18 protein-coding genes are annotated in these 26,703 nt (G+C 48.3%); 6 read left to right on the plus strand and 12 right to left on the minus strand.

Annotated elements, in window-relative coordinates:
• Positions 1-230 precede the first annotated feature (230 nt).
• Together NST33_RS28745 and NST33_RS28750 are read left to right on the plus strand one after the other, a co-directional pair.
• A complete protein-coding gene (locus NST33_RS28745; RefSeq protein ID WP_091012850.1) occupies positions 231-488 on the plus strand; it encodes a DUF2164 domain-containing protein in 258 nt (85 codons plus the stop codon).
• Between the two features lie 33 nt (positions 489-521).
• Entirely contained in the window at positions 522-1,070 is a 549-nt protein-coding gene (locus NST33_RS28750; protein ID WP_036612698.1) for a GNAT family protein, read from the plus strand.
• 113 nt (positions 1,071-1,183) lie between these two features.
• Here NST33_RS28750 and NST33_RS28755 read toward each other — a convergent pair whose 3' ends face one another.
• Positions 1,184-1,972, minus strand: a complete 789-nt coding sequence (locus tag NST33_RS28755; RefSeq protein WP_047840749.1) for an SDR family oxidoreductase — start codon at positions 1,970-1,972, stop codon at positions 1,184-1,186.
• A 26-nt stretch (positions 1,973-1,998) separates the two neighbouring features.
• The gene (locus NST33_RS28760) at positions 1,999-2,499 is read right to left on the minus strand and encodes a GNAT family N-acetyltransferase (RefSeq protein WP_221825490.1); all 501 of its coding nucleotides are present in this window, start codon (positions 2,497-2,499) and stop codon (positions 1,999-2,001) included.
• Between the two features lie 266 nt (positions 2,500-2,765).
• Between NST33_RS28760 and NST33_RS28765 the strand changes: the two genes are divergently transcribed.
• A complete protein-coding gene (locus NST33_RS28765) occupies positions 2,766-3,965 on the plus strand; it encodes a methyltransferase domain-containing protein (RefSeq protein WP_221825493.1) in 1,200 nt (399 codons plus the stop codon).
• 79 nt (positions 3,966-4,044) lie between these two features.
• Here NST33_RS28765 and NST33_RS28770 read toward each other — a convergent pair whose 3' ends face one another.
• Positions 4,045-7,437, minus strand: a complete 3,393-nt coding sequence (locus tag NST33_RS28770; protein WP_339305965.1) for a cellobiose phosphorylase — start codon at positions 7,435-7,437, stop codon at positions 4,045-4,047.
• A 161-nt stretch (positions 7,438-7,598) separates the two neighbouring features.
• A complete protein-coding gene (locus tag NST33_RS28775; RefSeq protein ID WP_339305967.1) occupies positions 7,599-8,588 on the minus strand; it encodes a LacI family DNA-binding transcriptional regulator in 990 nt (329 codons plus the stop codon).
• Between the two features lie 724 nt (positions 8,589-9,312).
• Between NST33_RS28775 and NST33_RS28780 the strand changes: the two genes are divergently transcribed.
• From NST33_RS28780 to NST33_RS28790, 3 genes are all read left to right on the plus strand, one after another.
• Positions 9,313-10,959: an AraC family transcriptional regulator gene (locus NST33_RS28780; RefSeq protein WP_339305969.1), complete on the plus strand. Its 1,647-nt coding sequence runs from the start codon at positions 9,313-9,315 to the stop codon at positions 10,957-10,959.
• A 108-nt stretch (positions 10,960-11,067) separates the two neighbouring features.
• Positions 11,068-12,096, plus strand: coding sequence for an ABC transporter substrate-binding protein (locus NST33_RS28785; protein ID WP_339305971.1), 1,029 nt, complete (start codon positions 11,068-11,070; stop codon positions 12,094-12,096).
• Positions 12,097-12,336: 240 nt separating this feature from the next.
• Positions 12,337-14,049, plus strand: coding sequence for an ABC transporter ATP-binding protein (locus NST33_RS28790; protein ID WP_339305973.1), 1,713 nt, complete (start codon positions 12,337-12,339; stop codon positions 14,047-14,049).
• A gap of 311 nt (positions 14,050-14,360) precedes the next feature.
• Here NST33_RS28790 and NST33_RS28795 read toward each other — a convergent pair whose 3' ends face one another.
• The 8 genes from NST33_RS28795 to NST33_RS28830 all read right to left on the minus strand — a co-directional run bounded on the left by NST33_RS28795 (position 14,361) and on the right by NST33_RS28830 (position 26,560).
• Positions 14,361-15,647 (minus strand): ABC transporter substrate-binding protein, encoded by a 1,287-nt coding sequence (locus NST33_RS28795; RefSeq protein WP_339305975.1) that lies wholly within the window; start codon positions 15,645-15,647, stop codon positions 14,361-14,363.
• The gene (locus NST33_RS28800; RefSeq protein ID WP_339305977.1) at positions 15,626-17,401 is read right to left on the minus strand and encodes a sensor histidine kinase; all 1,776 of its coding nucleotides are present in this window, start codon (positions 17,399-17,401) and stop codon (positions 15,626-15,628) included. The genes NST33_RS28795 and NST33_RS28800 overlap by 22 nt, the downstream gene beginning before the upstream one ends.
• 92 nt (positions 17,402-17,493) lie before the next feature.
• Positions 17,494-19,143: an ABC transporter substrate-binding protein gene (locus tag NST33_RS28805; protein WP_339305979.1), complete on the minus strand. Its 1,650-nt coding sequence runs from the start codon at positions 19,141-19,143 to the stop codon at positions 17,494-17,496.
• Positions 19,144-19,170: 27 nt separating this feature from the next.
• Positions 19,171-20,040, minus strand: coding sequence for a carbohydrate ABC transporter permease (locus NST33_RS28810; RefSeq protein ID WP_339305981.1), 870 nt, complete (start codon positions 20,038-20,040; stop codon positions 19,171-19,173).
• Between the two features lie 15 nt (positions 20,041-20,055).
• Positions 20,056-21,021: an ABC transporter permease subunit gene (locus tag NST33_RS28815; protein ID WP_339305983.1), complete on the minus strand. Its 966-nt coding sequence runs from the start codon at positions 21,019-21,021 to the stop codon at positions 20,056-20,058.
• A 227-nt stretch (positions 21,022-21,248) separates the two neighbouring features.
• Positions 21,249-22,796, minus strand: a complete 1,548-nt coding sequence (locus NST33_RS28820) for a response regulator (protein WP_339305985.1) — start codon at positions 22,794-22,796, stop codon at positions 21,249-21,251.
• A 284-nt stretch (positions 22,797-23,080) separates the two neighbouring features.
• On the minus strand, positions 23,081-24,304 hold the full coding sequence (locus NST33_RS28825; RefSeq protein WP_221825628.1) for an MFS transporter: 1,224 nt from the start codon (positions 24,302-24,304) through the stop codon (positions 23,081-23,083).
• A gap of 192 nt (positions 24,305-24,496) precedes the next feature.
• Positions 24,497-26,560: a molybdopterin oxidoreductase family protein gene (locus NST33_RS28830; RefSeq protein WP_221825512.1), complete on the minus strand. Its 2,064-nt coding sequence runs from the start codon at positions 26,558-26,560 to the stop codon at positions 24,497-24,499.
• Between the last annotated feature and the right edge of the window lie 143 nt (positions 26,561-26,703).

The raw sequence follows: 26,703 nt of genomic DNA on the forward strand, positions 1-26,703 counted from the left end.
CGGCTATAATTCCTTAATAACGAAGTCATTTCCTGAAAAAATCTATTTTCTTGGAAAGTTTCGTACGCGTTTCATTTAAATATACCTTTAACGGGGGAGGAGTTCAATAAAGAACGGCACCAAAGTCAGGATCAGCCATGCATAAATAGGCCCAAAACCATTTTGACGGGTTCGCTCGAATCATGTAGCATGATAGTAAAAACAAATTAAAGGGAGGGTTTCCCATTCCATTGAACTCGCTTAAACTGACCAAAGAACAGCAGGATGAAGCCATTCGCACCATCCAGTCGTATTTCGAAGAGGAACGTGGCGAAGAACTGGGTGATCTGGCCGCTTGGGGTGTCCTCGACCTGTTCATGACACAGCTCGCTCCCTACATATATAATCAGGCACTCCGTGACGCACGCACAACAGTTAATCAACGCATGGCCTCGATGGAAGAAGACCTGTTTGCACTGGAGCAAAAGTTACCCAAGACTTCCCGCTAATCCACTAATTTATAAAGAAAGAAGGTTGCATTCATGTTTACCTATTCATTGGATGAATATACCGAACTCCGGCCGCTGGCCATGGAACATACCAAACCGCTGTTCGAACTGACGGATCGCTCGCGGGATCAATTGAGACATTGGTTGCCGTGGGTGGATCATGTGACAGAAGTGGAACACACCTCGAACTTTATTACCAACGCGTTAAAACAAGGTGCCGAGAATGGCGGATTCACCGCCGGAGTATGGTCAAAGGGGGATCTAGCCGGCGTCATCGGATTCCACGAGATTAACTGGACTAACCGCTCGGTAAGCATCGGATATTGGCTTGGCAAAGGTTTTGAAGGTCAAGGCTTGATGACAAGCGCTTGTCGCGTTCTGGTTGATTATGCACTGGTGACCCTGGATCTGAATCGCGTCGAGATTCGCTCGGCAACCAACAACAAACGGAGTCGCGCTATCCCAGAAAGACTCGGATTTGTTCTCGAAGGTGTCATTCGTCAGGCAGAGAAGCTGCCTAAAGGTTACGTGAACCATGCAGTATACGGCATGCTTCAGCATGAATGGGAACTTTTGCGCTAATTCGCCTACATAATAAATCAGGAGAGATCTCTCCCAACATACCGGAATAACAGGAATACCCTCTATCTCCACAGAATGTGGTGACAGAGGGTATTTTATTGTATCCATGGATTTTATAGGGCTCGGACCATGCCACCATCCACGATCAATGAGGTTCCGGTAATGTACGTATTGGCCCCGGATAACAGGAACACCACCGCTTTGGCAAACTCCTCCGGTTGACCATAACGTCCTAGTGGAATCTCTTTACGGAACTGGTCAGATACCTCTTCCTCACTGATTCCGTTCTGCTCAGCCCGCGCTGCATCCAATTCACGAATACGATCTGTTGCAATACGTCCTGGTGCCACCGTGTTGATCAAAATTCCGTATGGAGCCAGCTCCTGGGATAACGTCTTCGCCAATCCAAACACGCCGGTACGGAACGTGTTGGACAGCACCAGACCCGGAATGGGCTGTTTCACCGAAGTTGAAGCGATATTCACAATGTGGCCTCCGCTTTCTTTCATATAAGGAAGAGCACCGCGAATCAGCCTTACATAACTGAGTACATTTAATTCAAATGCACGCTCCCAATCTTCATCGGTCAGTGACTCAAATGAACCCGATGGTGGGCCACCCGAATTGTTCACCAGAATATCAATCTGCCCAAACAGCTCCGCTGTCTTATGAATCAGAGCCTCAATATCTTCCTTGCGTGTCACATCGGTTGCACAATATTCCACACGTCCACCACCACCAAGCGCCAGCAGCTCCTGCTTCACTGCTGCGAGCTTTTCTTCGCTCCGGCTGGCAAGCATGACGTCAGCACCTTCTGCTGCCAATTGAGCGGCTACTGCTTTGCCCAGCCCTCGACTGGAAGCCAGCACCAGTGCTTTTTTACCTTGAAGTCCCATGTCCATCGTTGTTCCTCCTTCTCAGCTAGTCTCTATTTGGTCTGGATAAAATAACCCATAAGAATATCGTCCACATACTTGCCTCCGATATAAAACTCGGACACCAGCCTGCCTTCCGTCACAAATCCACACTGTGTATAAAACGTGATGGCTCCCGGATTGCTGGATAGCACGCGCAGCCTGAGCTTGTGAACGCCTTGTTGGGCCGCATGTTGCTTCATGGCATCCATCAAAGCTGTAGCAATGCCACAACGCCGATCATGAGGGTGAACTGCAATATGAATCTCGTAGACATGACGGTTGACCGGCATACCTGTGGCTGGCTGAAAGCCCACATAACCACATACCCGCTCTCCCTGCACCGCAATCAATTGACTGCCTGGCGGACAATGCTGCAGATATTGCTGTCTGGAACGCCAATGCATCGGTGCAGGAGAGGTGTATTTGTCCCATACCAGGGCATCCAACCCCATTAGCTGGGCAGCATCCTTAATCTCCGATGGACGAATCGTAAATGTATGGCTGGTAAGCATAATGATTCAACCTTTCGTGCTATAGTCGACAACGCTGTACGTTACAACGTTGGGAAAGTTAAGAGAGTTAAGAAATTTGAGAAACTTAGGAATAGGAAGACATTGTTCGTTTACTTCACTATTTAAGTTTTTTGTTCTATATATTGTAGCATAGCCTCAGCTTTGACTAAAATTCCACTCGGTATTGAACCTTTTCGCAAAATGAAATAAACACTTAACCTTGCCGTAACGTCATGCTTTATACTGATTCGATAAGGAGGGGATGCATGATGAATATCAAAGAGGCAGCAAGCAGGCTTGGTATATCGGCGAGAGCCATTCGTTTTTATGAGGAAAAAGGATTAATTCTCCCCGCCAAACAGTCTAGTAACGGGTATCGTACATACACTGAGAATGATATCTGGCGGCTTCAAACCATTGCTGCACTGCGTGAGATTGGCATGTCGCTACAAGATATTACACATGCGCTCGGAGAGATTGATCAAGGGAATCAGCAGCGGCTGGAAGAATATCTGGAGCTGCAACAGGCCGTCATGTATGCCCAGTGGATTGAGTTGAAACGTATGATGGATACAACCCAACGTATGATTGACCTGAATCGTCAGGAAGTACCGCTGGATGTCAGCCATCTGCACGATCTTGCGGACAGTGCCCGTCGCCTGCGTGAAGCCCGGCAGAACTGGCATGATCGGTGGAATTATGACACGCAGGCAGCCATCCATGATCAGCGAGTGCAGGCTGAAGGCAGAGTCAGTACTGAACATCCCAATTCAGAGGACAATCATCATTCGGACAACGCCTCCCCTGTAAGCCATGAGAATGAAGTTCTACATCCACACCAGGATGCAGATCATTCCACGCCGGGCGACTCCAATGATACGGTACAGTCTTCCTTTTATCTGTATCACAACTATGACGAAGCGCTCGAACAGACAGCACATTGGATCTCTCCCGCCCTTGGTGAGAAAGGACTCGATATCGGTACAGGCACAGGTAATCTGGCTGGGAAACTGCTACAGCACGGCGCAGACATGACCGCAATCGACCAATCCCGGGAGATGCTGCGCAGATGCCGCACCAAATATCCTGAGATGCATGTGAAACTTGGGAATTTTCTGGCGCTGCCTTTTGCCGATCATTCCTTCGATTTTGTTGTATCCAGCTTTGCTTTCCATCATCTGAGTGCAGACCAGCAACTATTGGCTTTACAGGAGATGCAGCGGGTATTAACCTCGCGCGGACGTATCGGTCTAACCGATCTGATGTTTGTGGATGCTGCTCACCGTGAATCCTACATTCGGCAGGCCGAAACCACAGGACATGAGGAACAGCTGCGTGCCTTGCGCGAGCGTCACTTCCCTCTGCTGGGTGAGCTATGCGGCTGGTTGGAGCAGCAGGGCTACGTAACCAAGCATGTGCGGCATAATGAGCTGTTACATACGTTACTGGCGGTTCCACTGCGGTAAGCAATCATGAGCATATGCCAAAAAGGCCATCCCGCCTTGAATAAAGGAGGATGACCTTGGTGTACATCATGTTATGAAATTACATATAGATATCAACAACCGTACGCTCAGTTGCACTACGTGCTTGTCTGAACTCATCAAGCGAGATGCTTACACCGCCCTGACGGTAACGGTTCGCTGTACGCTCGGTACGAATGTCCTTGCCGTTCACTGCTACACGGCTCACAGCACCTTCGTTCAAGTGATAGATAAACGTCACTGGCTCACCTGCATACTCGAATTCGAATTGCATGCCGTTCAGCTCAGCTGGCAATACCGGGTCAATGACCAGATCGCCGCCCTCTTGACGAATGCCCAGTGCGTTGGAGATCAGCTGGTTCATGTAGATTCCAGGGCCGCTGGAGTAGATTCTCCATCCGCCTTTCACTTGTACAGTCCCTTTACGAAGCTGGTCAAAATGCTCCTGCGCCTCGTAACGCGTATTAAACTTGCCGTCCGAACTGCTGAAGTACGAGTTCGCTTGGCGAATCTCCGCGTTAGGTACAACCTCACCGATACCAACCGGGTTGATCATCGCGAGACCATTCCAGACCTGATCTGTCTTACCGAGCTTCGCCATCGCTTCTACGTAACGGATATGAGCATGAACATATTGTAAACCAATCTCACGTCCGAAGTTGGATGCTTGCTCTGCACGTTTGAAGTGTGTGCTTACACCACCAGCATATTGAGCTGGACGATTCATCAGACGCACGCCATCCGGGCATAGGAACTGCTCACGGATCAATGCGTAATGAGACTCTGCTTGCTCCGCATTCAGCAACTCACCAATCATGCTGCGCGTCATTGGCAACAGACGATATTGAATGCCTGTCTCTGTGTCCGTTGGATGAAGCATCAGCTTCGCTTGGTCGGCTTCTTCCATGTATACAAAGCCTGGAATCACATCTGTGCCCAGCATGTAACGGTTAAAGTCCTCACGAATGCCTTGAGCTAGCACGTCAAGCTCCTGTGCAAAGTCCGCATCCTTGAATTTCAGCGCTTGCGAGAGCACGTTTACGGACTGATACGTCAATGCCACCGTCCAACTGCTCACCATGTATTGCTTCAGCTGTGCATTGGCTGGTTGGAGCGTATCATCCCAGTCGCCATCTCCGTAGGAAGACAGAAACGTATCGTGCAGGAAGTGCGAACGGATATATTCGATCTCTTTTTTCGCGTGATCCAATACCGTTGCCGTCTCTTCCGTGAACCCGAAGCTATGCTTGACGGTATAAGGTACTTTCTCATCCAGGATTGCATAGTCGCGAGTCGCTGTCAGGTAGTCCGCCAATACTTTCAACGGCCATACGATGATGTCGCCATGACTCTCTTCCTGTTGAATCGCAAAGTATTTATCAAACATGAACCATTGCGGCCAGTTGCCATCATCTTCATATTGGTGGGTATAAACCATTTTGATGATATCGCGAACTTGCTCATATTTTTGCGTTGCCATAAAGTACTCCACCGGACCTTGGCACACATCCCGTGTACCCCAAGCCGCGCCGCCATACTGCTCCAAACCGTGAGGCACGGAGTAGTGAACCAGCATATTGTGGGTGTACCACCAAGCCAGCGCATTTACTTTGAACAGATCCTCAGCACTCTGACCTTCGCCACGGGACAAACGGAATCCGTTCATCACACCTGCGAAGAACTCGCGGTATGCCTGTACTTCCTCTTCAAACGTCAGGCTTGAACCTGCTACCACTCCGCTATCCGCTTGACCTTCCAATACCCCTTGTACCTTCAGCGTCCATTCAGCACTCGCTTCCAGACTAAGCGTTACCAGCGATGCGGAACCACTGCGGATACCACTTGCCAGCAACGTTTCGTCCCCTACATTCACAGCTGCGCCGTCCACCGACATGCGGTATTGCAGATCTGGATACGTTCCTGCACTAATCGCTTGTGGATCAGCCTTGAAGATCAAAGTATCGCCATCCTGCGTCATATGCAGCGGATATTCGTATTCATTCACATTCATCGTAATCTGGTTTGTTACCAGGTAACGGTATGCTGTGCCGCTTGTGGAGCGTACGTTCATGTTCACCTCGGTGGTGTGTGCCCCTGTATAGTTCGTTACGATGATCGTATCGGATGCCGTTTTGTAGATCCAACGTACATAGTTGAAGCCAATTTCGAACAGGGAAGGCATCGTCAGCAGACGATATTGTCCGTCCATTTCCACATAGATGCGTTGTCCCGCCGTTTTCGGCACGTTTAGTGCATTGCGAGCATTACTGATCATTTTATTAAAATTGGTGTTACCAATAACGAGTTGTGAGTTGAAAATACCGTACATATACGATGTTGTCGTAATAACCTGTGCTCCAAGTTGCACGTTGCCACCACTCATCAGAATGTGACCGTGTGGACGCTCTACGAGCAATTCTTTTGCTTTCAGAACGATATGCTCATAGCTGCCTGTGAAGAAGGACAACAGTTCCTCACCGCTGTGCTCTTCCTGATGACGATCAGGGAACAGTTCATGAATCTCATCTTGTGTCAGATCAAATGTAACCAGTGGTTCACCCAGGAAGGAGGACAGTTTCACCTGTTCCAACGTGTCACCATTTTCCACAGTCAGAGCCTGTACTTCATTCCATGCTGCGGTAACTTCATCTCCGAATTCCAGTGCAGAGATTCCTTCGGCATGATTAGGCTTCGCCAGTCCATAGAAGACCACCTGAGCTTCTCCGTTTAGATTCAGCAGTTCAGATTGCAGCGCCGTGTAGGCAAATTCATACTGATACGTCTCATTTGCCAGCGTTGGGCGATTCAAGCTCTCTGGTTGATTCGTTTCCTTGTACGACAGACCGAAGAATTGGAATCCATCTGTGGAGTAACCAACTGCTTTCGTCAGGGAACCTTGTTGCATATAAGGAAATGCGCCGCCCTGAGGCTGGTTTTGACGGGAACAAACGACATAACCTTTCGCTTCATCTTCAAACACCGTGTGGTCAATGTATTGTGACAGATAAGCTTCATTACTGCGTACCGCACCTGGATCAGCAAGACCTACATCCTGTCCGTATACCACGTCTACGTTATGTTGTTGTCCTGTGAGCTTCACATCCCAGAACCATACACCTTGAGGTGTAGCCGTAAATACGACCTGATAGCCAATGCCTTTTTCGCTACCTTCCAGCTGGACTGTGCCCTCCCAGATCAACTGGTTGCTGGATTGTGCCTTGCTTGTAATCACCTTGCTGTTCGAACGTACACCGAGCAACGGGAACGAGCTGATATTCTCTCCCTCATGTACACGCAGGTACAAGTTGTTCAATGATCCATCAATCTGGTTGTTGAGCAACTGGTTCAACATCGTTGTGCCGGATGTAGCTTGGTATAGGTCGCCACTGTTCAAAAAGGTAAAGGATAACTCTCCGGCACTTAAGCGGATCGGTTCATTAATCATCGTTGTCATAAGGTTCACTCCTTGAAATAGTTAAAATCGAAACGTTTCGATAAATCTGAAAAAGAATAGGGGCCTCTTCAAACCGGCCATTTACAGCCCGTCCGGACGATAACCCCATCATTAAACTTTTACTTCAGCATGCAGGCAGTTCTTTGTTGTTCAGACTCGGTCTAAACCGAACGTACAGAGCTGCGCTCGATCAAGTTAATCGTTAACGTATATGAAGGGTCAACCGCTTCGCCATTGAGCATCTGGAATAACAGATGTCCGGCGAGCGACCCGGCTTCATGCTTCGGCTGGCGTATCGTTGTCAGCGGTGGATTCACATATTCGGACAACTGAATATCATCAAAACCGATCACGGAAATATCATTCGGCACCGATACACCACGCTCTTCCAATGCCTTCAGGCCGCCAATCGCCATCTCATCGTTACCGTAAAATACCGCTGAGGGAAGATCGCCTTGCATGATCATCATCTTGGTTGCGCTGTATCCGCCCTCACGTACAAAATTGCCGTTCAGGCGCCATTTGGACTTTTCTTCAAATCCCGCTTCCCGCATCGCTCGCAGATACCCTTGGTAACGGAGCGCGTTGTCATACGAGTTGGATGGACCGCTGATATATGCAATCTTCTGATGTCCTGCCTGAATCAGGTGGCGGGTAGCAAGGTAACCGCCCTGCTCTCCGTCTACCAGCACGTTGACCAGATGGTCACTCGACAGCTGACGATCCATCACAATGATCGGAAAACGAGGACCGGCAGATTCTACCAGAATATCATCATGAATGTTATGCGCCAGGATGATGGCTCCATCTACTCTTTTTTCACGCAAAAATCGCACTGCCGTTGAGTCCCGTCCACCCATGGAGCTGCACGCAATCAGGTCATACCCGTTCGCAAGTGCTACATCCTGTACACTACGGATCAACTCCGAGTAATACGGGCCCGACAGATCGGTCAGGATCAAAGCGATCGTGTTCGTCCGGCTCCGTTTCAGGTCCATGGCAAAGCCGTTCTTGCGGTAATTCAGTTCTCGTGCTGCCTCAAGCACTTTAGCTTTGGTCTTGGCACTAACCTTGCTATCCCCGCTCAGCGCATAGGAAGCAGTCGAGAGTGCTACACCTGCCAGCTTTGCCACATCCTTAATCGTTGCCATTCCACGTTCGCTCCTTCTAAACTATATATAAGTTCAACTAAAGAATATTTACACTTACCACTCCGATGACAGAATAACCTTCCGATCGCTGTTATCCCCAGATTTTTTTTAATTCCCTTCTTCAAAGGGAAAATCCGGGGATAAAGGCGAACGCTTCGCTTCTTCACGTTATTTCTGTCCTCTCCGTTCTCGCGTAAAAAGTTTAGTTGAACCTATATAGAACAAATTCAAGGTTACCCACATTTTATACGGTACATGGTTAGAACAACCACTAAATCCTTCATTATCGTTTATTAATCTTTATACATATCATAGCGATGGATGTCAATCGAAACGTTTCGAGGTGTTCTCAAAAAAAATCCTCGTTCCCATCCTTATGGGACCACGGTTGAATGCGTCCCGTTCCAATCCATACCATTAATGATGGTCATGACGCGTCTTTCAATCTGGCGCCCTATGACCAGTTATTGCCTAATACAATGAAACTGGCAGTAAACGCCAGATTGAAACGTTTCGACATTTTCATTATAGTCGGTGTTGATAGCGATTTCAACCACTTTATCTATTTTTCACAGAAAAAGTTGAATTGTCCAATCTGTCCATCCACGTCACTCCGTTTATAGTATATACTGCATAATAGTTGAGATCCGCGAATTACGCCAGTATACAAAGGGCATGAGACGCATAATGCCCCTGCTGACTTATATAAGGAGACAGTTATTTAATGAATATTTCCAAACCCACATACCAAAAAAAACCACTGTCCCGTCCCGTTTCCTTGCAGAAGATTCAGTCCGTACCTGTTGCCCTGTTCAAGCTGTGCCATCTGGTGCAGCTTCACGACCGCGAGGCATTCTCCCGCATAGATGAGATGTTGAGCACACTTCACGTACTATACGTCATTACTGCTGGCCAGGCCAGGCTGATCAGTGCAGAGGGCAAACTGACATTAAATGCAGGCTCTGCAGTCGTTCGACAAGCTGGAAGCCTGCTTCAGCACGAGAGCAAGCGCGGCTCCCTGTCGCCAGTACAGGGCATTGCTATTGCTTTTGATTCCATTGAAAATGAACAGCTGTTCTGGCCGTTCGGGATACCAGCCCCCATTGCGAGCCGTACTCTCACCGACAGGGCAGTAGAGCTGATTCAAGCAAGTTCGACAGGCCATGATTCGAGCCCCTTCAGGCCACATATGCTTTTCTATGAATTACTGGATATTTTGCGGGATCATGTAGCTCATTCTGCTCATGAAGATCAATCCTGGCTCGATGCTGTACTCAGACATATCCATCAGATGTATACGCATCCGCTGACTCGCGAACAATTGGCACGCGATGCGAATGTGAGTCCTGAGCATTTTTCAAGAGAGTTCAAGAAGCATACAGGTCTTACGTTTGTTGAATATGTGACCCGTCTCAGAATCAGGATGGCTCAGGAACATCTGTTGTTCGCGAACCCTACGCTACAGGAAATTGCACAACTAACAGGCTACAGGGACACCTTTTATCTGAGCCGCAAATTCAAACAGATGGTTGGATCAGCCCCAACACACTACCGGAAAATGCCCAAGAAGATTGTATCTTTGACTTACAATTATACGGCCTCACTTCTGGCACTGGGCCACACTCCCCACATGGGCGCCGTTGCCAGCTGGATGGAAGAAAAAATGGGGGAACATGGTCATGATGGTCATGAACCATTTGAGCAACATTCCGAATATGAGCTGGTTAAACATACGGATCTGATTGCAAACGCTCAGCCCGATGTCATTATCGGATATGCACCGCATCCCACTTCCGATGAACTACGTCTGATCGCACCGACCATTCTGATGCCCTTTGAGGAAATCGATTGGCAGGAGCAGCTTCTTCTTTTGGGCCGAATTACCGGGCTTGAGTCCAATGCACAAGCGTTGTTAGATCAATATCACCAACTTGAACAAGAAGCCAATCATACGTTGGACCAACAGATGGCAGGAACACGAGGGTCCGCCGTTTGCATGTTTATGATTGGAGAAGACGGGGCTTATATCTACGGTCATGGCTGGGGCAGAGCTTCTCATGTGCTGTATCAATCGCTGGGCTTCACTCCACCCTCACGTATGGAGCAGGATGGGCAGTTACTTACGGGGTACGTTCATGTTCCGTTGTCCGAGATTCACTTGTATGCCGCAGATCACATGTTTGTCGCCTTCCCTGAGGAACCTGCCGAACGAGAAATGCTGGATAACCTGTTGAATCAGGAATCTTGGGGCACCCTCTCCGCCGTTCGTGAAGGACGTGTATACGAGATTGATGCCGACATGTTCTATGGATTTGATCCCTTGTCCGTTATGGAGCAGTTGCAGTATATCATGCGTCTCCTCACATCATAATTGTCCATGCTGTAGTGATCATAGTTGTCCATGTACAAATATCACATCTTCCTCTATGTTATTAATGAGAATAATAATCATTATTGATTATACACAGGGGGAACAAATATGTTTGCTACAAAAAAACGCTTTTCCGGCTTGCTGCTTATGCTCGCCATCATTATGATTCTGGCTGCTTGTAGCAGCGGAACAGGCTCGACTGCCACTGAACAGACATCGGCAGCGGGAACAGAAACGACAACCGGATCCTCCGAAACGAACATAGACACGTCGTCCAGTTCGGACAATTCGAATGCTACACGGATCTACAAGTCATTAAGCGGGGATGTTGAGATTCCGGCTGAACCGAAACGAATCGTCACGGATATGTACGTAAGTGATCTGCTCGCACTGGGTGTGAAACCCGTTGGGGCTGTTCAATATTATTTGGAAAACCCGTTCTATGCAGATCAGGTGGCGGGCATTGAAAGTATCGGTGATCGGGCAGCGGTATCCATGGAGAAGATTATTGCCTTGAACCCGGATCTGATCATTACCTACTCTGATCAAGCCGAAGAGATTGAAAGTTATAAAAAAATCGCACCAACTGTGGTCATTCCGTACGGTACATTCACCAATGTACATGACGAAATCCGGGGATTCGGAGAGCTGATGAACAAATCCGAAGCAGCCGAAGCTTGGCTGAAAACGTACGATGAACGAATTGAAGCCGCTCGCGCCAAGGTGAAAACAGTCATCAAACCGGAGGAAACCTTCTCCATCCTTGAAGTATCCGACAAAAGTTATTATGGATATGGAGACAACTTTGGTCGAGGAGGACAAGCGGTCTACAGTGCTTTGCAACTTGCCCCTCTCGAAATCACCAAAAAAGAACTGATGGGTGATACCCAATGGAAAGAGATTTCTCGTGAAGTTGTTGGTGATTATGCAGGGGATCATATCTTCTTAACCGTTGGAGAGAACAATAAAAATTACAAAGGTGATGCCATCTGGCAATCCCTGCCGGCTGTGAAAAACAATCAGGTGTATGAATTATTAGAAGACCGTTACTGGTACTTCGACCCGATTGCAATTCAAGGTCAGGCTGAAGAATTCGCCGATATGATCGTAGAACGTGCCGAGCAAAACCGTAAATAACATAAGGATGAATCCAGGTGTCCGGACAGGCTAGGGCGCGTCTGAAAACTCCGAAGGAAGCAGATTTTGCCGAATTTTCGTTCCAAGCAAGAAAGTTTTCCGCAGGCGTGCCGGGGCACGTCAAGGGAAAGTGACGCAGCAGGGGGCGAAAAGGCGGTAAAAGATGCACTTCAACGAGTTTTGAGACACGCCCTAATTAGCCTGTTCGGGCATTTGTGCCATATCGAGGAGGACTTACATATGCTTCGCCGTTTTATGTCTTATTATCGTCCTTATAAAAGGCTCTTTATCTTGGACTTCTCCTGTGCCATTGCCGCCGCACTGCTGGAGTTGGCCTTTCCACTCGCCGTTAACCGAGTGGTCGATCAGCTGCTTCCGGCTGGCAATTGGTCCATGATCTTAGCGGCGTGTGTTGGGTTGCTCGGCATCTACCTGCTCAGTTCCTTTTTCCATTATGCAGTGACCTATTGGGGCCACAAACTTGGCATTAACATCGAATCCGATATGCGGCGTGAACTGTTCCAGCGTGTACAGAAACAGTCCTTCCGCTTCTTCGATAACAATAAGACCGGACATCTGGTCTCCCGCATGACCAACGATCTGATGGATATTGGTGAGATCGCGCATCACGGACCCGAGGACCTGTTCATTGCCCTCATGACACTCGCCGGAGCTTTCGGGATTATGCTGGGGATCAACTGGCAGCTCGCTGTGATGACGTTCATCATCGTGCCGCTGATGATCTACCTGTCGCTGTATTTCAGTCGCAAAATGTCCACGGCGTTCAAGCGCATGTTTGCGGATATCGCCGATTATAATGCACGGGTCGAGAACAATGTGAGCGGCATCCGTGTGGTACAAGCTTTTGCCAATGAAAAACATGAAGTAGGACGTTTCGTCGAGAACAACGAACGTTTCAGACTCACCAAACTAATCACCTACCGCATCATGGCCTGGAACTCTTCACTTAGCTTCATTCTGATGAAGTTTGTATCGCTGTTTGTACTGGTATGTGGAACCTGGTTTGTCATTCAAGGCAGTATGACCTACGGGGAATTCATCGCTTTTGTAATGCTGTCCAATGTATTCCTTGGACCGATCGAGAAGATTAACTCCGTCATCGAGACGTATCCCAAAGGCATCGCCGGATTCAGACGTTACCTGGAGCTGCTTGAAGCTGTGCCGGATGTAGAAGATACACATCAGGCGAAACCGATTCCGAATGTCAGAGGCGATATTGCCTTCCATAACGTTACCTTTTCTTATGGAGAACACAAACCTACACTGTCTCAGGTCAATCTGGATATTCAGGCAGGCCAGACGGTTGCTCTGGTCGGACCTTCGGGTGGGGGTAAAACGACGCTATGCAGTCTGATCCCACGTTTCTACGATGTGGATGCGGGACATATCTCCGTCGATGGCATTCCGGTGAAGGATATGACGCTGGAATCACTGCGCTCCCATATCGGGATTGTACAGCAGGATATTTTCCTGTTTGACGGAACGATTCGCGAAAATATTGCATACGGCAAACTGAATGCTTCCGATGAGGAAATCTGGCAAGCCATTCGCCGGGCCCAACTGGAAGAGCTGGTACAATCCCAGCCAGACGGACTGGACACCATGATTGGTGAACGTGGCGTGAAGTTGTCCGGCGGACAGAAGCAACGTTTATCCATCGCAAGAATGATCCTAAAAAACCCACCTATTCTCATTCTGGATGAAGCCACTTCCGCGCTCGACACCGAAACAGAAGCTGCCATTCAACTGGCCTTGTCCGAGCTGGCTCAGGGACGTACGACATTGGTCATTGCCCATCGACTGGCGACGATTAGACATGCCGATCGCATCGTGGTGGTAGAGAACGGTAGTGTAGCTGAACAAGGCAGCCATGAAGAACTGCTCGCGCGCAAAGGTTCGTACAGCCGACTGCATCAAGCCCAGTTTGGTTAAAGGCAGGGCTTAAAAGTGAAACCAAGTGGTTTGTAGGCTTAAACACATGGTCACAACAACAGAACAACCTTCCCTCTGTCCTAGAGTGAAGGTTGTTTTATATTTACTATTCGTTATATAAATTGAACTACATATTTACACGAGAACGCAGAGGACAGAAATAACCTGAAGAAGCGGGAGCGTTCGCCTTTATCCCCGGATTTTCCCCTTTGAAAAAGGAAATCCAAAAAAATCTGGGGATAACAGCGATCAGAAGGTTGTTCTGTCATCGAAGTGGCAAGTGTAAATGGCGTTTAGTTCAATTTATATAACTACCCATCCAGAATGGCATTTGCTCGCTCACGAAATTCCACCGCCGCCTGCTCAGGCGTAATTTTGCCAAACAGCAGAAGATCATACAACTCACGTAACACCGCAGTGACCTCTGGCGCTCCTACGGGATCAGGCGGGTCCATCTGAGTGCTGTTATCCGCAACCCAATCGATATAATCAAACACCTGCGCCAGCTCCGGTTCAACCACCAGCTTCATCCGCTCTTTGACACTGGATGAGACAGGCACACCCCGCTCCCCTTTGAGCAGCAGATTGGCATCCAAATCATTCACAAAAAAGCTGATGAACTTGGCAGCCTCCTCCTTATGTCTGGAATTACCCGCCATGGAGAAAAACATGCCTGGCTTCAAGAACAATCCATCCTGGCTGTTTGGCCCAGGCATTGGGGAGATGGTTAAGGGTTTGCCATAACGCTGAGCGGTGCTGATAAATTGGTTGGAATACCCCCAGCTAAACAAAGCCTCTCCCAGATAAAACGGGTCGTTATCAGGCTGGCCAATATCTGATGTCCAGATATCAGGTGCAAAAATAAGCTTCTTCTCCGCGAGCTGCTGCATCCTGCCAAAATAATCAATAAACAACCCATCATCCTCATACCCCAACCTCTTGCCATCCTCCGCGTATAGCTTGGAACCATACTGTCTCAAGTAATACGCGAAAAACTGTTCCGGCGTAAAATAGGTTCCCAGATAGATGCCTTTCCCGAGCAATTGCTCGCCCATCCGGTCAAAATCCGCCCATGTCCACGTATCCGTTGGCAATTCAATATCATTGGCTCTTAACACTTCCGGATCATAGATGCTGAGCATGGCGTTAACCCCCAAACTGAGACCATAGGTTTTTCCATTCAGGCTACCACTCTCCAACTGTTCCTTCTCAATATCTGTCGTGTCAATCAGCCCGCTCTGCATGTACGGCGTCATATCCTCCAACAGTTGCAGCGAACTGTACTGGGACAGATAGGAGATGTCCATCTGGATAATGTCGGGCAACGCATTGCCTGCTGCATGTGGGGCGAGTTTTCTCCAGTATTCGTTGAAACTGCTATATTCGTATTCGATGTTCACATGTGGATTCAACTTCTCATACAGGTTGATAACAGCTATCGTTGCATTGTTGCGGAACTCCCCACCCCACCAAGCGATTCGCAGCGTTATCGGCTCTTCTTCCACAATCATGCCTGGCCTTTGATCCAACTGGTTCACGCAGCCAGGAAGAGTCAGCATAAGACAGAGCATGCCCATCATTCGCATCCATCTTCCCATAGCTTCTCCTCCTTACCTGGTGATGGGGGTGGCAGCAGCACCGTTACTCTCGTTCCACGCCCCGGCTTGCTCTCCAGCAGAACATCATATTCTTCGCCAAAAGCCAGACGCACCCGCTCCCTGATATTCAGCAGACCAATACCTGTGCCTCTGGTTTTCACTTCACCGCGCAGCACCTGTTCCACATATTCGGGTTCCATGCCGGGACCGTGATCCTCCACGATCAGGGCCAGCTTGCCACCTGATATTTCGGCATACACTCGAATCAGACATGATCCAACCTGTGGTTCCAAACCGTATTGAATGGCATTCTCCAGTAGTGGCTGTAGGGTCAACTTGGGAATGGCACAACCCAGATAGGAAGCAGGCACATCCATACGGAAATCCAATCGTTGCCGGAAACGGTAGGTCTGAATGGTGATGTAATGATTGACGATCTCCAGTTCTTCGGCAATGGTAATGATATTTTGTTTGAAGCTGATGGAGGAACGCAACAAATATCCGAGTGACAGCACCATACTGGAGATTTGCTCCTGCCTGTTCTTTTTGGCGAGCCAATGGATCGAGTCCAGTGCATTATACAGAAAGTGGGGATTGATCTGCGCCTGCAGCGCCTTAAACTCCGTTTCCTTAATGACCAGCTGGCTTGCATAATTTTCTTTGATCAATGTATTAATATGTGTAATCATCATTCGATACGTTCGCTGTAGTAATCCCAATTCATCCATGTGCTGGTGTGTTGGAATGGACAGATTGGCGTCTATATTCTCCAGATCGCCATACTGCACTTCCTTCATCTGACTGATGAGCTGCCGGATTGGCCTTGTCAGACTGCGTGTGAACACCATACCAAGTGCGAGAACAACCAGAATGACGATAAGATAAACGACAATTAGTATATTTTTCAACCATATAATACGTTCAAAAATCTCATCATAAGAGGCCATATTATAGTAAACCCAGCCGGTGTAGGCGGATTTCTTCTGGGAAAGAAATATCTCCCTCCCATCCAGATTTTTGATCTCATATCCCCCACTGCCTGGAAGTGGATTCAGCCCCGCGGACACCGCTTCTGGAAGCTGGCGATAAGGATACACCACATCACTGCCTGCTTTTAAAATAATGTCACTGTCCTGGCTATCGATGCCCGCATACTCCTCAACGAGTCGCTCGATATTAATACGCAGAAACAGTATGCCTACCGGTTCCAGGGTCATCGGTTCGTAGGCTCGCACCTGACGGACCATAACCAGCATCGGGTCATCGTCATCCGGGTATAACCAGCGCACTGCACCATTGGCCTGCTCCGCAGCCGCAATCATCCGATCATATTTTTCCTGGGATACGGTTAGTGTCTCGCCATATTTATTCACTCTTCCCCTGGAATCAATCAGATGAACGGACTGCACATAACGTGCAGCCCCACTAATATGCTCCCATAACCGGTCCGTGATTTTCTTCCGTTCAATAAAGCTTGAATATGCGCTATCGTCATCCAGCAACGACTTCAAGGCTCTTTGAATCTGAGTATCGGAGATCATGTTTAATGATAACGCTTCCAACTTCTGAAGTTCAACATCCACTGTAGACGAAGAAAGGTTCAGAAGTCGGGACGACTTATCAAACAGCTGTTTGTCATAAACGGAATACGTATAATACAAGGACCCAAACGCCAGGATGATGATAAACGCCATCATGAACATAATCATCAGAAACATTTTCATTTTGATGCTGAGTTTACGGTAGGCTGTCATGACCAAAGCGCTCCTTTGAACCACGTGATACTACTAGGTATATCACATGCAGGAAGGTTTTCCCAAAGTTTTAGCGCTCGATTTCTCACGTGTTATTTGGACTGATATCGGTCATAGGCCGCCTGATGAACCTCAATCGCCCGGTCAATGTCCATGCTCTTGATCGTTTCAGCCATGGTGTCAAATTCGGTGATCGGTTTCTGCCCGCTAATGATGGCCGTCATCGTCTCATTCAAATACGTATTCACCTGGCTCATGATGGACGTACTTGTAGTTACCTCATCTGTTGACAAACGAATTGGGGGAAGCGTTAATGCTGAGCTTGCTTTCATCCATTCCGCATTCGCGGCACGCTGTCCGTCATCAAATAATAATGCATCCAGATAACGACTATCCTGATTGATCGGACCGTCCATAATGGATAAGGCATAGGAAGCCAGTGCCTGGTCATACGTCAGACCGTTCGGATTATTAATGATGGTATCTGTGAATTTGACACCTTCCCCGTCACGAACATAGCTGTCATTTTCGATACCAAAGTTGAACAGATCACTACCCTCTTCGCTATAGTTGTAGTCCATCCACTGAACAATATATTTCAATTTGTCTTCGTCTGCGGAAGCCGTAATGGCCTCACCATAAGTCAACACTTTAGCGTCCAGATTAAATGTCGCATAGGAAGTTCCATCCGGAGATACAGGCCACGGTACACCAGTCACGTTAAAGTTCGGATCCGTATCTCTCATCAGATTGAAGTATTTCCCCATGCCACTGAACACACCACCCTGATATGCGCCTGCCAGATTGCTGGTGACCTTGTAATCGAAAGCTTTACCGTCATTGGTCATGATCTCGGGATCAATCAGCCCTTCCTTGTACCACTTGGCCATGGTCTCCAAGAAATCACGGTAGCCCGGCTGAATCGGTCCAAACTCCACCTTGTCTCCATTCATCTGGAAGCCACCAATCACGCCAAAGGCCGCTGCAAAATCATGGAGCTTGGTCAGGTTACCCGGCCCCCAGTTTCCGGTGAAAGGAAGCTCATCAGGCTTACCGTTGCCGTTAGGGTCCTGTTCCTTAAATGCCTTAAGTACCGTATACCACTCATCGATATTGGTAGGTACCTTAAGGTTCAATGCATCAAGCCAGTCCTGGCGCATAATTAAACCGGAAGTGGCATTCAGCTTCAATGCATCCAGCTTCAGCAGCGGGAACATATAGATTGTGCCATCGTCGAGTGCAATCTGTTTCTTCACATCCGGATCGGATTCAATAATCCGCTTTAAGTTCGGTGCATAATTGTCGATCAGTTCATTCAAACGAATGATGCGACCGTCCTTGATCATTTTTTCCGGTCCGCCAACGGCATCCGCCCAGTTATAATAAATGACGTCCGGCAGCTCCTTTGTAGAGATCAACAGATTGAACTGGTCGCGCTGTTGTCCAAGCGGAGGATGTGTGAACTTCACTTGGATGCCAGTTAATTTCTCCTTTTCCTTGTAAGCCGCCATATCGCCAAAATTGTTCAAGGAAGCTGTCAGTTTGGCATCATTGGCGCGCCAGTAGTCAATGGTAAATGGCTCACTTGTAATCGGTAGCGGAATCTCGGTCAACGCCTGAACCGAAGGTTCTGTTCCTTCTGCTGGTTCTGCGTTACCTGGTTCATTATCCCCCGTACAGCCCGCCAGTAAAGTCATGGTAAGTAGCGATGACAACAGGATGGACCCCATTCTTTTTTTCACGTAATTCGCCTCCATAGGATACATTTTTTATTGTTTCACAGCGCCGATTAGAGCGCCCTGAACAAAATAACGTTGGATGAACGGATATACCAGCATAATAGGCAGCGTGGAGATAATAATGGTCGCATATTTGATGTTCTCTCCAATGGCAAAGCCGGTATCGGCGCCCGCACCCATGGCCTCTGTACTGCTGCTGATCAGAATATCACGCATAATAATCTGGATCGGATATAACTCCTGACTGCGCAGGTAGAGCATTGGTCCAACATAATCATTCCAATGGTCAACCGCATAATACAGCATCATGACGGCCAGAATCGGTTTCGACAAGGGCAGCAAAATCCGGAACAAAATCAGAAAGTCATTGGCACCATCAAGCTTCGCCGATTCGATCAGACTGATCGGAATGCCCTCAAAGTTTGTTTTCATAATGAGGAAATAAAATGTGCTGATGGCACCCGGAATAATAAGCGCAAAACGGGTATCCACCATGCCCAGATTCTGAATCAGCAGAAAAGTTGGAATCATGCCCCCACCGAAGAACATCGTGAACGTAATTAACTTCATCAACGTTTTTCTGCCCATCAGATCACCTCGTGACAGCCCATATGCGGCCAGCGAAGTCATGAGCAGATTGATGGCTGTACCCACCACAACATAGAACAAGGTGTTCATATATCCCGTATAGATGCGAGTATCCTGAAATACCGACTTGTACGCTCCAAGCTGAAAACCTTCAGGAATGAGCATCAGTGAACGGGAACGCAGCATCTGGTCCGGGTCGCTGATTGAGGAATTGAACACGTACAGCATCGGGTAAAAGCATAAAACCATGATCACCAAGAGCAGCAGTGTATTGAATACATCAAAAAGTCGTTCCCCTATAGACTGTCTCATCGCTTCACCTTCCGATTACCATAGACTGGTTGAGTTAAGCTTTCTGCTGATCGCGTTTGCGATAATGAGCAGCGCAAAATTAATGACGCCGTTAAATAGTCCGATGGCGGTTGAATACGTATAGTTCCCCTCCAAAATACCGGATCGATAAACAAAGGTGGATATGACATCCGATGTCTCATAGGTCGGTGCCGTTTGCATCAACAATATTTTCTGAAAATCCGCGTTCATGACCGCCCCCATACGCAGAATTAACATGATCACTATCGTTGGCATAATGCCCGGCAGTGTAATATGTAACAGCTGTCTCCAGCGGCCTGCGCCGTCAATTTTGGAAGCCTCATACAACTGAGGATCAATACCACTTAGTGCTGCCAAAAAGATAATCGAGGCCCAGCCTGCGCCCTGCCATATGTTGGACAGGATGTACATCGGACGGAACATACCTTTTTCCGCCAGAAACATAATCGGCTGCAGATCAAAAAAGTCACGAATGACGTTAAATAACCCACCGTCCAGAGATGAGAACGTTTTCAACATTCCAACCACGACGACAACCGAAATAAAATGCGGCATATAACTGATGGTCTGTACTGCGCCTCTGAACCACTTCTTCCGGACTTCATTCAGCAGCAGTGCTAGTAGAATCGGAGCCGGGAAACCAAACACAATACTGTAAAAACTCAAAATCAGTGTGTTCTTAATCAGTCGCCAGAAATAATAACTTTCAAAAAACATGGTGAAGTTGTCAAATCCGACCCATTCGCCTGCCAAGATTCCTTTGATCGGGTTGTAGGATTCCTGAAACGCCATCAGTAGCCCGTACATTGGCCCATAGCTGAAAATCAGATAGTAGGCTACCACAGGAACGAGCATCAGATAAACGTATCTGTTGCGGACAAGTTCCTTTTTCACCGAACTCCATTTGCCAGCTGGCTTCAAACGCCCAGGTTCAATTCCCCGGCTTCGCTTCAGCTCCATCCACTCAACCTCCACTCTCGATGTTCATTCACTAACATGACACTTCTAATGATAGAAGCGAGCGCCTTTTCTTCCCATGCTCATTTCCGATAAATGGATGTTCAAAACCGAGTTCCGTCCGACAAAAAAAGACCCTGCTGCCGATGAATGGCGTATAGGGCCCGATCACAGATTAGATGTAGATCGGATATAAAGATTAGCTATGTAGAAGCGACAGCAACGCTGTCTTAGGGTACTTTTTTATACTCGGAAGGGGAGAAACCTGTGTATTTCTTGAACATTTTGCTGAAATACGGCCAGTTGGCACCAAAGCCTGTCTGTTCGGCAAGCGAGGATACGGTGTAGTTCCCGTCCTGCTCCAGAAGCTCCAACGCTTTACGGATGCGGTAGCTTAACACATAGTTCGTAAATTTCTCACCGGTTTCTTTTTTGAACATTTTGCCGATGTAGTCTGGATTCATGTATATTTCCCCGGCGATGGACTGGAGTGTTAATGTCTCGTCCCTGTAGCGCTTCTCTACCAGCTGTTTCACACTACCTACCATCTGCGATTGTCTGGAGCGGTGTTGTTCGTAGCGGCGCAGGGTGATTTCTTTGGCGACGGCAAGCAGAAACTGTTGAAAAGAATGCAGCGTGCTGGTTTCAATCATGCCTGGCAACTGATCCATATACCTTTTCATCTCGGCAGAGCCACTGAGTCGAATCATCTCCATAAACATCTGAATAAGATAGGACTTCGTTTGGGAGATATCGTATCGCAAGCTGGCAAGCAGCTGAAACATCCGGTTCAGCTCTGTTCCAACTTCCTGCCAGTGTCCGGCCTTGATTGCAGTAACCATCCGCTCCGGATCGTATTCGAATTCAGGAAGACTGTGCTCCCCGGGAGAGTAAATATCCCGTTCCATAATAAGACTGCCCTCACCGAGATAGAATCGGTAATTGAGATAAACCAGCGTCTGCATGTACAAATGGCGTGCCTGCGAAAGATCTTCTGGCTCGCTCAGCGCAATCGTGAGATCATCATGATAATATCGGGTAAATGTGGCGCGAATCTCATCGATATTATGGAACAACTGCGTTTCAGACAACTTGTCCTCCATGATTAGTAGCACATGCCCCCCAACCGTGGCACTTAAGATGGGATTGTGAAATATATCTTCGGCAATGTTCTTAACCGCGAACAAGTGCAAATACTCATGATCCCCCTCAATCTCTACCAGCAGCAACCGCACACGCTGATCCTGGAACTGTACATCGAATAATTCCTCGAAATACTTCCATTCCTTGACCCCGTATGTTCTGTTGGTCACCAGCTCTTTCAGAAAATATTCCTTGGCATGTGGCAGTACACGCTCCAGATTATATTGGATCGACTGCACAAAACGCTCTTGATCGGTTAACTCCCGCTTCTCACTAACCAATTCACTAATAGCCTGTACAAGATGCTCTTCACTGCAGGGCTTGAGCAGATAGTGCTTCACTCCATAATGCATGGCCGTCTTCGCATATTCGAATTCGGTGAAACCCGTGAGCATGATGAATGAGATATCCTGATACTTCTCCGCCACTGCTTCAACCAGCTGTAAGCCATCCATTCCCGGCATGCGAATGTCCGAGATGATAATATCGGGACGTTGCCGCTCAATTGAAGCAAGCGCTTCCAATCCATCTTGAGCAATGCCGATCAGTTCTGTTCCTAGTCGGGACCAGTTCACGACACTGGAGATCCCATCCGAGATCATAAATTCATCATCGACCAACAAAACCTTGTACATTGTATGCATCCTCCTGCCTTTAACCAGTTCCATTCTATTATATGGGCATTATGCTCAAATAGAGGGGAGAACGTTGAATGACATGGAATTGAACCCTAACAAGTCTGATTGTTGAACATTCCTGAGTCATCTCATCTGAAAAATCATTCGCTGGCACGGCTATTGGAGTTAGTCTCTGTAAAGACAAAACAACCTTCACCCGGTACTGGGGATGAAGGTTAGCCTCGCTTCATTTTATAACATCATCAGGGTATGGGTACGGACGGAGTAATTCTGGTACATCATTACGTATCCATCCCATACTCCTTCACTTCACGATTACGGTTCAACACCGCGTGCAGTACAAAACCAAGTACCGCAATCGCTGCTGTGCCTGTTGCCAGCCACGCTACAGGAATAAGTCCCTGTTTGTCATACATAACCCCCATCGCATAGGGGCCGATAACCCGTCCAACTGCACCGATCCCACCCGATATCCCGATGTAAAAAGGTGCTGCCCTGCCTGCATGCTCCGATATAAAGGCAGGCGTCGCAGGGGAGATCAGCATCTCTCCAAACGTGGCAAGTACCATTGCAAGCACCATGCCCGGATAGCTGTACATGGTAATCATGACAATGTAGGCCATGCCATAGAATACCGCACTCGTCGTCATCTGGGCCGTGGAGGTACGGGCCATGGTCCGTTTCACCCAGCTGGTAAAAGGTTGTCCCACAAAGATCAGCACCCCGTTCAGGGTCCAGAGCAGACCGTACATTCTTTTTTCCATACCCTCAGAGATGATATACGGGGACACGCCTGTGTTCCAGATGGAATTGCCGAATAACAGGAAGAGTACGCCCAAGCTCATAAACAGATATAATCGGGTATTGCCCAGCAGTGCCCAGACGCCAGGCCCATCGGGAACGGTTTTGCGTTTGGTCAGATGTACTTCCCCCTGATCCGGTTCGACTCGCGACAGATAATACCAGAAGAAAATCGCGAACCCGGCTGAGGTCACCCCGTTCAGTACAAAGCTGAGGTGATAGGAAAAGTCAGCCAGAAAACCGCTCAGCGCTGTACCAATCGCCACCCCGATATTGTTCGCCACATAGATAATATTGAATAATTCACCGCGTCGCTCCGCAAACCGGAAGCCGATAAATGCCTGAATCGCTGGCAGCGACAATGAACTGAACAGGCCAATCCAGCCCATCGCACATATAAATACGACCCAATACGCGCTAATCCAGGGCAGTGCAAACAAACCTAACGCATTAAGCGCCAGTGAACCAATGATCAGCTTCTTCACGCCTACTCTGTGATACAAGGAACCACCAAGCAATTGTCCAAAGATGCCACCCAGGGACTGAATCAGGATCACAAAACCCGCGTTGGCCATCGTCCGTCCAAGCTCGTCAAATACATACATTGTGGTCAGCGGCCACATCAAAGCACTGCCTGTTGCGTTAACCAGACTTGCTAATAAAAATATTCTCACTTCTTTTGGATAGTTATCCAGCCATCTCATCATCTCTAATCCATTCTCCTTAGTACCTCTGCACATACAAATAGCCATAAAAAATAGACCTTTGCCCTGACGGCATAACCATAACCAGCCAGAGCGAAGGTTTTATGAAGTGTTACATCTATTGCACTATAATCCTGCACACATTCTAGCCTTTGTTCATCTTACCTCAAAAAAATCATGCTGCAAGCACACTCATTGACGCTTCACTTCAACAGTGGCCGAGAAGAAGGTCGCCCCGTTCCCCATGTCCGACAACCGATTGGACGTCAGTGAATTCGCTCGCTGCTTCTTGCCGTCACCATCCCACCATAAGCCTTGGCTGATGACGGTTCCCGGCAACATGGCTTCACTCACCTTGGCGGTAAGTTCGATGCGCCCACGATCATTCCATACCACCACGGCATCTCCATCCTCCACATTTCTACGGATGGCATCCTCGGGGTGTATCTGCAATAGAGGCATCTTTTCCAAACGCTGATGTTTGGCTGAATTGCCAAAGGTGGAGTTCAGGAAATTATGGTTTGGCGGCGACAGGAACATCAACGGATACGTATCGGTAGGTCCAGCCGGGTTCTCCCCATCATATCCTTCAACCAGAGCGCTATAGGTAGGGAGCGGCGGAAGCCCTCTCTGTTCCATTGTCTCCGAATACAATTCGATTTTGCCTGAAGGTGTGGGCAGTTGATCCAGAAATGCAGCATGTGGCGTCATATCCAGCTTCACGAATCGATGTTCCTTCAATCCCTCCAACGTGACTCCATTCATATAGGGGTTGTCCGTCCCCTGAAGTGCGTCCTCAATCATCTGTTCCGGCGTTTCTCCGAAGATCACAGGGTCATACCCCATGGCCTGTCCAAGCAGGGAAAACAGTTCGACATTGCTCTTGCTCTCCCCGATCGGTGCAATCACCGGTTCTTGCAAATGAACGTACTGATGCCAATAAGAGGTGTACAGGTCTGTCGCTTCAAATGAAGACGTAGCTGGTAACAAGATATCTGCATATTTCGCCGTATCCGTCATGAACAGATCATGCACAACCGTGAATAAATCTTCCCGTGCAAAACCTCGCTCCACCCGCTCGGTATCCGGTGCCACCACCAATGGATTGCTGCAGTAGACCATCATGGCCCGAATCGGCTGCTCTGTTTCCAGCAACGCTTCACCAATTCGATTCATGTTCACCACTCGCGGCTCCGGGTTCTGCCGCAGCTCCGGACGTTCGAGCGCGTCGCTATTCGTGCTCGCATAACTGTTGGTGCGAACGGCACCGCCGCCTTGCTTCAGCCATTGCCCTGTAATGGCAGGCAGACATGCAACGCTGCGCACGTTCATCCCCCCATTATCATGGTGCTGGAGGCCATTGCCAATATGAATATGGGCTGCCTGTGCGTTGCCATATAGTTCGGCCAGCTCCACAATCGTTTCCTCCGGCACGCCCGTAATACGTGCAACGCGGTCAGGGGTGTAACTGCGGACATGGTCACGCAGTGCCTCATGACCCACCGTATATTTTTGCATAAACGCTTCATCCGTTAGTCCCCGTTCGAACAGCACATGCATTAATCCTAGCGCCAGTGCACTGTCCGTGCCCGGATACAGCGGAATAAACCAGTCGCCCCATTGGGCCGTGCGATTGCGATGAACGTCGATTACGACGATCTTGGCGCCTTTTTTGCGGGCTTTCTCCGCCAAAACGACCTGATGCATATTTGTACTCACGATATTGCCGCCCCATACCAGGATGAGATCCGCATGCTCCGTATCTTCCGGCACCGTTCCCCGGTTGGCGCCCATCGTATATTTCCAGCCGGTATTTCCAGCGGAGTTACAGATCGTCTGCTCCAGTACACTCGCACCAAGCGCATTGAAGAAACGTCTGTCCATACCGTCTACGCCGAGAATGCCCATGTTACCGTAAAAGCTGTAGGGCAGGATACTCTCCGGGCCGTAGGTTTCGGACAATGCAGTGAATTTGGTCGTAATCTCGTGAATCGCTTCATCCCAACTCATTCGTTCGAACTTGCCTTCGCCTTTGGCTCCTACACGTTTCATCGGATATTGTAGACGCTCGGGGTGATACACCCGCTCGGTCATATTTCTGACTTTATTACAGATGGCACCCTTCGTTATCGGATGGTCCGGATTGCCAGCTACCTTCACAATTTTACCGTTCTCTTTATGTAACAACAGACCACAAGTGTCCGGACAATCGAGCGGGCATACCGCTGCAAATACCCCATTCTCCTGATCGATCATCGTATGGCTCCCCCTCTTTAAAAGCTATCCCTATATCATATCTTCTTCGAGGTTATCACGTAAAGAGAACAGTATATTTTCGCCTAATATTCGCCGCTATAGCAGCTTCAAATTATTTTCAAAAAAATGTTTTGTCGTTTGAT

This window comes from Paenibacillus sp. FSL L8-0435, from assembly GCF_037965655.1.
Classification (GTDB): domain Bacteria; phylum Bacillota; class Bacilli; order Paenibacillales; family Paenibacillaceae; genus Paenibacillus.